Here is an 8536-nt window from a genome sequence, read left to right as displayed (position 1 = left end):
GTCCTCGAAGCTGGGAATGCCCCGCGCGCGCCGCTTCTCGGCGAGCGGATCGCCGCCGTCCCGCGCGATCGCCCGGAGCGCGGCGGCACGCCTGCGTGCCTCGGCAAGCGGCACCAGCGACGCGCCGCCGAGGCCGATGTCGCGCTTCTTGCCGTGCACCCGGGTGCGCAGGATCCAGCTCTTCGCCCCGGTCTTCGAGACATGCAGGTAGAGACCGTTCCCATCATTGTGCATGCCCGGGGCAAGCGCCGCCGCAACCGTCTTCACCGTGAGCTTGGGCATGGTGGAAATCCCATACAGATGTTCCGAGGATAACCTTCTGCGCTCTGGGTGAGCTTCCATGCTGCTGGCCACACATTGGCGGCTGGCTGTCGTCCGCGTGCGGTGAGTGCATCCGTGGCGGGCAGTGATCTTCAGGGATTCGGCATGCCCCCACGATGGTCTGCTCCCATCCGGGAGGGCTGCGATCGCCGAAGGTCTCGATCATGTCATGGCGGTCTGGCGGTATTGCATGCCTGGACTGCGGCCATTGCGCGGCTCGGGTGAACGGCTTCTGCATGGCTGGCCAGTCGCCGACGGAATGATCACTTCGGGTGCCGGCGGATGGCGTCCCGGGAGCGCTGTGGTGGCCATTCAGCCGGCGTGCTCTCGTATCCGGCCATCTGCGGCGCGCGCAGGAAGCGTGCTGTCGCCAGCTCAGGAACTGCGGGGGCAGCCGGCGCGCATCGGCATGACGGGGCGCCGCCTCATTGCGCTGCGAAGGCCGCGATCGCATGGGCGAGCAGCGTCGCGCCGCCCAGGAGCTCGTTCCAGGGCGTGAACTCGTTCGGCGCGTGGCTGATGCCCCCGATCGAGGGCACGAAGACGAGACCGGCAGGCACATGGCGCGCAAAGGTCTGGGCGTCGTGCCCGGCGCCCGAGGTCATGCGCCGGGGCGGAAGGCGGAGCCTTTCGGAGATGCGCACCAGCCTGTCGGCGACATCCCGGTCGAGCGCGGTCGGCGGGAGCCAGCTCTGCTCGGCGATAGCGACCGAGAGGCCGTGAGCCGCCGCGGCGCGGCCGATCTCCGACCGGCAGGCCCCGGCGAGAGCGCGCATGACGCCTTCGTCGGGATCGCGGCCGATGATCGAGAACACCGCTTCGCCGGCGATCGAATGCGGGAAGTTCGGCGCGAGCGCGACCTTTCCGACGGTGAGGCGGGTCTCCTCCGCGCCGGCGCGATCGAGGATCTCCGGAATGGCGGCGCCAAAATCCGCGAGGCCCCGAAAGGCATCCCGCCGCAGCGCCATCGGTGTCGTGCCCGAATGGTTGGCCTCGCCGGTCAGCGTGACGGTCCAGTTGAAGACCCCGGAGATGGCGGTGGCGATGCCGATCTTCTCGGCAGCGTTCTCGAGGACCGGCCCCTGCTCGATGTGAAGCTCCAGGAAGACGGCAATATCCGCCGGGTCGCGTGGCTCCGGCCGCGCGGGGTCGAGCCCCTGCGCCCGCATCGCGTCCGCGAGCCGGACGCCGGTGTCGTCGATGGCGCCGGCGATCCAGTCCGCGCCGACCTCGCCGCAGATCGCCTGGCTGCCGAGCATGCCGCCGAAGCGGCCTTCCTCGTCGGCGGTGCAGACAACCTCGACGGGCCGGACCGGCGCGATGCCGGCTTCCTTCATCGCGCGCACCGCCTCGAGCGCCGCGAGCACGCCGAGGGTCCCGTCATAGGGCCCGCCGCAGGGCACGGTGTCGAGATGCGATCCCGCGAGCACCGCCGGTCCCGCTCCGATCCGCCAGCGGCCGAAGACATTGCCGACCGGGTCCATGCGGGCCTCGAGACCGGCATCCTCGAGCCTGCCGAGCAGCCAGCGCCGGCCCGCCATGTCGGCATCCGAGAAGCTGATCCGGTTGATCCCGTCCAGCCCCTCGATTCGCCCGATCGCGTTGATCGCCTCGAGATCGGCCGCGAGCCGCGCCGGATTGATCGCCAGCCCGCCGGGACCTTGCGCCACCCTGTCGTCCGCCATTCAGCTCTCCCATGTCTCCCGTGCGTCACATCGACCAGCGCCTTGCTTTCGCAGGAGGATTGCGCCCGGCTTCCGGCCCGTCCGCGGCGATCCGCGCGCCGGCATCCAGGCCATCCACCGCAGCATCGGGCAAACCGGTTCCACTGGCAAATTTATCATGATAAATAGCGGGAAACACAACTGTTGGGAGATATCCGATGTTATTGGCCCCCATGACCCGACGCGGGCTCGGCATGCTCACCCTCGTCGCGGCGGTTCTGTCGCTCGGTGCGCCGGCAGCGGCCCAGACGCCGCCCGGCGTGCTGATCGTCGGCCAGATCGCCGAGCCGAAGTCGATGGATCCGCAGGCAGTGACCGCGGTGAACGATTTCCGCATCCTGATGAACGTCTATGACGGGCTGGTCCGCTATGCCGACGGCACGCTCGAGGTCGAGCCGGCGCTGGCGACCGACTGGACCATCTCGGAGGACGGCACGGTCTATACCTTCACGCTGCGCGAGGGTGTCACCTTCCACGACGGCACGCCGCTGACCGCCGAGGCGGTGAAGTTCAACTTCGACCGGATGCTCGACGAGAGCCACCCCTATCACGACACCGGGCCGTTCCCGCTGGCCTTCTTCTTCTCCTCGGTGGAGACGGTCGAGGCGGTGGACGAGGGCACCGTGCGGTTCACGCTCTCCGGCCCCTATGCGCCCTTCCTCTCCAATCTCGCCTATCCGACAGGGCTGATCGTCTCGCCCGAGGCGGTGAAGGCGCATGGCAGCGATTTCGGGCGCAACCCGGTCGGCACCGGGCCGTTCCGCTTCGTGGAGTGGGAGGCGAATTCCCGCGTCGTCGTCGAGCGCTATGAGGATCACTGGGACGGCGCGCCCAGGCTCGAAGCGGTCGTGTTCCGGCCGATCACCGATGCCAACACGCGCACCGCCGAGATGCTCGCCGGCGGCATCGACCTGATGGTCGAGGTGCCGCCCAATGCGCTCTCCGAGTTCGAGGGCGACCGCTACACCATCCACGAGCAGGCCGGCCCGCATCTCTGGTTCCTGATCCTGAACGCCAAGGAAGGCCCCTTCGCCGACCGGCGCGTGCGCCAGGCGGCGAACTACGCGATCAACAAGAAGGAGATCGTCGAGAACGTGCTGGAGGGCACCGCCGAGGTTGCCGCCGGGCCGACCCCGCCGGCCTTCGCCTGGGCCTACAACGAGGCGCTCGAGCCCTATCCGCACGATCTCGAGAAGGCGCGGGCGCTGCTCGCCGAGGCCGGTGCCGAGGGGGCCGAGCTCACCTTCTACGTCACCGAGGGCGGCTCCGGCATGCTCGATCCGGTGCCGATGGGCACGGCGATCCAGGCCGATCTCAACGCGGCCGGGTTCGATGTCACGATCGAGACCTTCGAGTGGAACGCCTTCCTCGAGCAGGTGAATGCCGGCCTCGAGGGCAAGGCCGACATGGCCGAGATGGCCTGGATGACCAACGATCCCGACACCCTGCCCTTCCTCGCGCTGCGCACCGGTGCCTGGCCCGACAAGGGCGGCTTCAACTCGGGCTACTACTCGAACCCGAAGGTGGACGAGCTGCTCGAGGCGGCGCGGGCCGAGACCGACCAGGCCCGGCGCGCCGAGCTCTACCGGGAGATGCAGACCATCGTGCAGGAGGATGCGCCCTGGGTCTTCGTCGCCAACTGGAAGCAGAACGCGGTGACCGCGACCTCGGTCGAGGGCTTCTCGCTGCAGCCGTCCTTCTTCCTGCTTCTCAAGGACGTGGCGAAGCCGTGACCTGATCCGCGCTGCCGGGGGCCTGCCCCGGCAGCGCGCCGGCCGCCGGGAGGCAGTGATGGGCGCCTATATCCTGAAACGGCTGATCTCCGCCGTACCCGTGGTCCTCGGCATCACGGTGATCGTCTTCGTGATCATGTCCCTGATCCCGGGCGATCCGGCGACGGCGATCCTCGGCTCCTATGCGACGCCCGAGAACGTCGCGAAGCTCAACCGCGATCTCGGGCTCGACCGCAGTCTCCCGGAGCAGTACTTCATCTGGATCGGCAACATGGCGACCGGCGAATTCGGCCGATCCTACTCGCTCAACCGCCCGGTGCTCGACGAGGTCATGGAGCGCTTCGGCGCGACGCTGATCCTGGCGGGCACCGCGCTGGTGCTCTGCTCGGTCCTCGGCATCGTCGCCGGCGTGATCTCGGCCGCGCGGCAATATGGCCTGGCCGACAAGGCGATCACCTTCGCGGTGCTGATCGGCATCTCGATCCCGTCCTTCTTCCTCGGCATGATGATGATCCTGCTCTTCGCCGTCGATCTTCGCTGGTTCCCGGTCTCGGGCATGTATCTGCCCTATGGCGGCGGCGACCTGCAGGACCTGCTCTGGCATCTCGCGATGCCGGCGGCGGCGCTGGCGGTGGTGGCGACCGGGGTGGTGGCGCGGCTCTCGCGCTCGGCGATGCTCGAGGTGCTGCGGCTCGACTTCATCCGCACCGCCCGGGCCAAGGGCGTCGGCGAGCGGCGGGTGATCTGGGGCCATGCGCTGCGCGCGGCGATGGTCTCGATCATCCCGGTGATCGGCGTGCAGGCCGGCTTCGTGCTCTCCGGCGCGGTCTATATCGAGATCGTGTTCCAGTGGCACGGCATCGGCGAGATGCTGGTGAACGCGATCCTCAAGCGCGACATCCTGCTGGTGCAGGGCGGCGTGGTGGTGGTCGCGACCTGCTATGTGCTGTTCAATCTCGTGGTCGATGTCTGCCAGAGCCTGCTCGACCCGCGGGTGAAGGCATGAGCGCCGCCGCCGCCCCCTCCTCCGCGGGCAGCCGGGGCCCGGTCGGGGCCTTCCTGCGCCTGTTCGCGCGCAATCGCCTGGCGGCCTTCGGCGGCATCGTGCTCGGGCTCGTGCTGCTGCTGGTGCTGCTGGCTCCGGTGCTGCCGCTGGCCGACCCCTATGCGCAGGACAAGCCCAACAAGTTCCTGCTGCCGTTCTCCGCCGGGCATCTGCTCGGCACCGACCATCTCGGGCGCGACATCCTCTCCCGCCTCGTCTGGGGCACGCAGACCAGCCTTGCGGTGGGGGTTGCCGCGGCACTGATCTCGGCGACCATCGGCTCGGCGATCGGCATCGTCGCGGGCTTCTACGGCGGGCGCACCGACAACCTGATGATGCGCGCGATCGACATGCTGATGGCGTTCCCCTACATCCTGCTGGCGCTGGCCATCGTCGCCGCGCTCGGCCCCGGGCTGGTCAACGCGCTGATCGCCGTGGCGGTGGTCAACATCCCCTTCTTCGCGCGCAACATCCGCGGCGTGACGGTGGGGCTCGCGCATCGCGAGTTCGTCGATGCCGCGCGTCTCGCCGGCCAGTCGAACCTGCGCATCATCCTGACCGAGATTCTGCCCAACGTGCTTCCGGTGATCGTCATCGCGATGTCGACGACGATCGGCTGGATGATCCTCGAGACCGCCGGGCTCTCCTTCCTCGGCCTCGGCGCGCAGCCACCCGCGCCGGATCTGGGGGGCATGCTCGGCCAGGGGCGGAACGCGCTGATCACCGATCCCCATGCGGCGGCGATTCCGGGGCTGATGATCTTCATCATCGTGATGAGCGTGAACCTCATCGGCGACGGCGTGCGCGACGCGCTCGACCCGCGACTGCGCGCCGGCGCGCTGATGCGGCCGATGGCACGGACCCAGATCGACCGCCGCGGCGAGGCGCCGCCGGCGCCGGCAGAGCCCGCGCTGCTCGATCTTCAGGAGCTGCGAACCGAGTTTCGCCTCGGCGCCCGCGTCCTCAAGGCGCTCTCCGGCGTGACGCTCTCGGTCAAGCCCGGCGAATGCCTCGGCATCGTCGGCGAGTCGGGCTCCGGCAAGTCGGTGGCGGCGCTCTCGGTCATGGGTCTCGTCGCCTCGCCGCCCGGTGTCATCACCGGCGGCGCCGTGCGCTATGAGGGCGAGGATCTGCTCGGCGCGCCCTATGAGCGGCTGCGCGGCCTGCGCGGCAACCGGGTCGCCTATATCTTCCAGGACCCGCTGGCGACGCTGCATCCGCTGCATCGGGTCGGCGACCAGATCGTCGAGGCGATCCGGGTGCATCGGCGGGTGCCCGAGGCGGAGGCCCGGGCCCGGGCGCTGGAGCTTCTCCGCGCCGTGCGCATCCCCAATGCCGAGCGGCGGATGGGCGACTACCCGCACCAGCTCTCGGGCGGCATGCGGCAGCGCGTCGGCATCGCCATGGCGCTCGTCAACGACCCGGACCTGATCATCGCGGACGAGCCGACCACCGCGCTCGACGTCACGGTGCAGGCGCAGATCCTGGCCCTGCTCGCCGATCTCCGCCGGGAACGGGGCGTCGCGATCCTCTTCATCACCCATGATTTCGGTGTGGTCGGCCAGTTCTGCGACCGGATCGCGGTGATGTATGCGGGCCGGATCGTCGAGGAAGGGCCGACGGCCGAGGTGCTCGGTGCACCCGCGCATCCCTACACCCGGCGGCTGATCGCCTGCGTGCCGGAGCTCGGCGCCGGCCGGCGCGAGCTCGCCGCGATCCCGGGGCTGCCGCCCGCCGTCGACGATCTGCCGGACGGCTGCGCGTTCGCGCCGCGCTGCGCCAGGGCAACCCCCGAATGCCGCCGGGGCGAGATCGCGCTCGCGCCGGTCACCGCGACGCGCCGGCTCCGCTGCCTGCACCCCGAGGTCGAGCTCACGAGGGAGGAGCAGCGGTGATGACCCCGTCCGGCGCCCCGGCTGTCGCGATCGCCAACCTGCAGAAGCGCTTCGGCGGCGGGCGGACCCTCTTCGGCTTCGGCCCGGAGATGCCGTCGGTCCATGCCGTGCAGGATGTCGACCTGACCATTCCGACGGGCGAGACCCTCGGCATCGTCGGCGAATCGGGCTGCGGCAAGTCCACGCTCGCGCGGATGCTGGTGGGGCTGATCGCGCCCTCCGAGGGCAGCATCGAGATCGAGGGCCGCGATCTCGGCCCGGCGGCCGGGCGCGATCCGGCCGCCTTCGGCCGGGTCATCCAGTACATCTTCCAGGACCCGATCTCCTCCCTGAACCCGCGCAAGACCATTCGCCAGGTGATCGAGGTGCCGCTGCGGCGGCTCCACGCCATGGGCCCGGAGGCGCGCGCGGCGCGCATCGCCGAGATCTTCGATGCGGTGAACCTGCGGCACGAGTTCCTCGAGCGCTATCCCCACGAGTTCTCCGGCGGCCAGGCGCAGCGGATCGGCATCGCGCGCGCGCTGGCGGCGGCGCCGCGCATCCTGGTGCTCGACGAGCCGGTCTCGGCGCTCGACGTCTCGGTCCAGGCGCAGGTGCTGAACCTGCTGGTGCGGCTGAAGGCGGAGTTCGGGCTCACCTATCTCTTCATCTCCCACGATCTCGCCGTGGTCGAGGCGGTCTCGGACCGGGTGGCGGTGATGTATTTCGGCCGGATCGTCGAGCTGGCCCGTGCCGCCGACATCTTCGCCCGGCCGCGCCACCACTACACCGCGCTGCTCGCCCGCTCGGCGCCCGTGGTCGGCCGCGCGCTGACCGCGCCCGAGGCGGCGACGGCCGAGCTGCCCGATCCGCTCGCCCCGCCGCCCGGATGCGCCTTTGCCGAGCGCTGCCCGGCTGCTACAGACCGGTGTCGCAAGGAACGCCCCGAATTCCGGGACCTCGGAAATGCCCATTTCGCCGCCTGCCACCACCCCGCCTGAGCCATGCGGGCGCTCGCGTCCGCATGCCGTCGCGGAGACCATCAAGCAATGGATGGTCGAGCGCGATCTGAAGCCGGGCGACCGCCTGCCCGCCGAAGCCGATCTGATCGTCCAGTTCGGCGCCGCCAAGAGCACCGTGCGCGAGGCGATGCGCCTGCTCGAGGCCCAGGGCCTCGTGCGCAGCCGGACCGGCCCCGGCGGCGGGCATTTCGTCCACGAGGTCTCGGAGCTGCGCGCGCAGTCGCTCCTTGCCAACTACTTCTATTTCCGGCCCCCCTCGATCAGCGACATCTATCAGATACGCCGCGTGCTGGAGCCGGAACTCGCCGCCAGCCTTGCCGGCAAGGTGTCGGAGGAGGATCTCCAGCGCCTCGAACGCGCCATGGCATCCTACGAGAGCCCGCCCGAGAGCATCGAGGAGAGCGAGGCGCAGCGGATCGCCGAGCTCGATTTTCACGAGGTCCTCGCCGAGCTCTCGGAGAATTCCCTCCTGGCATTCCAGTGCCGGTTCCTGATCGGGCTGCTGAAGAACCTCGCGGTCTGCCGCAAGATCTACAAGCGCCGCATCCCCGATTTTCGCCGGCTCGGGCGCGATTACCAGGTCCGCCTCATCCAGGCGCTTAGATCCGGCGATGCGGATGCCGCACGGGCGATCATGCTGGCGCATATGCAGTCGGCGCAGCACGTCATGGAGCGCCAGGAGGCCACGCTGCCGCGGAACTTCCTCACCGGATGATGGCGGTGCCCCGTGCCCGAGGCGCGGTGCGCGGCAGCGGCCAGCCATGATGCCCGAACGCGGCTCGCCGTCGGGTGGCCCCGACGCGGCAAGTACCGGCTT

General features: G+C 69.8%; 7 protein-coding genes. 5 read left to right on the top strand and 2 right to left on the bottom strand.

From position 1 onward, the window contains the following. Both QSJ97_RS24015 and QSJ97_RS24010 read right to left on the bottom strand, forming a co-directional pair. The coding region (locus QSJ97_RS24015) for an Arm DNA-binding domain-containing protein (RefSeq protein ID WP_285675008.1) at window positions 1-282 on the bottom strand (282 nt) is incomplete at its 3' end. Between the two features lie 464 nt (window positions 283-746). Beyond that, a complete protein-coding gene (locus QSJ97_RS24010; protein ID WP_285675006.1) occupies window positions 747-2006 on the bottom strand; it encodes a Zn-dependent hydrolase in 1260 nt (419 codons plus the stop codon). Window positions 2007-2203: 197 nt separating this feature from the next. Here QSJ97_RS24010 and QSJ97_RS24005 point away from each other — a divergent pair, with 197 nt between their 5' ends. From QSJ97_RS24005 to QSJ97_RS23985, 5 genes are read left to right on the top strand one after another with little or no spacing between them, the layout of a single operon-like run. Further along, window positions 2204-3778, top strand: coding sequence for an ABC transporter substrate-binding protein (locus QSJ97_RS24005; RefSeq protein WP_285675005.1), 1575 nt, complete (start codon window positions 2204-2206; stop codon window positions 3776-3778). A gap of 58 nt (window positions 3779-3836) precedes the next feature. Next, entirely contained in the window at window positions 3837-4784 is a 948-nt protein-coding gene (locus QSJ97_RS24000) for an ABC transporter permease (protein ID WP_285675004.1), read from the top strand. Continuing rightward, entirely contained in the window at window positions 4781-6718 is a 1938-nt protein-coding gene (locus QSJ97_RS23995) for a dipeptide/oligopeptide/nickel ABC transporter permease/ATP-binding protein (RefSeq protein WP_285675003.1), read from the top strand. The genes QSJ97_RS24000 and QSJ97_RS23995 overlap by 4 nt, the downstream gene beginning before the upstream one ends. Continuing rightward, the gene (locus tag QSJ97_RS23990) at window positions 6718-7698 is read left to right on the top strand and encodes an ABC transporter ATP-binding protein (RefSeq protein ID WP_285675002.1); all 981 of its coding nucleotides are present in this window, start codon (window positions 6718-6720) and stop codon (window positions 7696-7698) included. Before QSJ97_RS23995 ends, QSJ97_RS23990 begins: the two co-directional genes overlap by 1 nt. Beyond that, window positions 7664-8434 carry a FadR/GntR family transcriptional regulator gene (locus QSJ97_RS23985; protein WP_285675001.1) on the top strand — a complete coding sequence of 257 codons (771 nt, stop codon included), beginning with the start codon at window positions 7664-7666 and terminating at the stop codon, window positions 8432-8434. Before QSJ97_RS23990 ends, QSJ97_RS23985 begins: the two co-directional genes overlap by 35 nt. Window positions 8435-8536 lie beyond the last annotated feature (102 nt).

Source organism: Paralimibaculum aggregatum (assembly GCF_030270585.1).
Classification (GTDB): Bacteria; Pseudomonadota; Alphaproteobacteria; order Rhodobacterales; family Rhodobacteraceae; genus Thermohalobaculum; species Thermohalobaculum aggregatum.
This window is presented reverse-complemented; position numbering and strand designations above follow the sequence as displayed.

Coding starts and splice junctions, on each gene's coding strand:
- QSJ97_RS24005 (WP_285675005.1), top strand. CDS start 2,204: ATGTTATTGGCCCCCATGACCCGACGCGGGCTCGGCATGCTCACCCTC.
- QSJ97_RS24000 (WP_285675004.1), top strand. CDS start 3,837: ATGGGCGCCTATATCCTGAAACGGCTGATCTCCGCCGTACCCGTGGTC.
- QSJ97_RS24010 (WP_285675006.1), bottom strand. CDS start 2,006: ATGGCGGACGACAGGGTGGCGCAAGGTCCCGGCGGGCTGGCGATCAAT.
- QSJ97_RS23985 (WP_285675001.1), top strand. CDS start 7,664: ATGCCCATTTCGCCGCCTGCCACCACCCCGCCTGAGCCATGCGGGCGC.
- QSJ97_RS23990 (WP_285675002.1), top strand. CDS start 6,718: ATGACCCCGTCCGGCGCCCCGGCTGTCGCGATCGCCAACCTGCAGAAG.
- QSJ97_RS23995 (WP_285675003.1), top strand. CDS start 4,781: ATGAGCGCCGCCGCCGCCCCCTCCTCCGCGGGCAGCCGGGGCCCGGTC.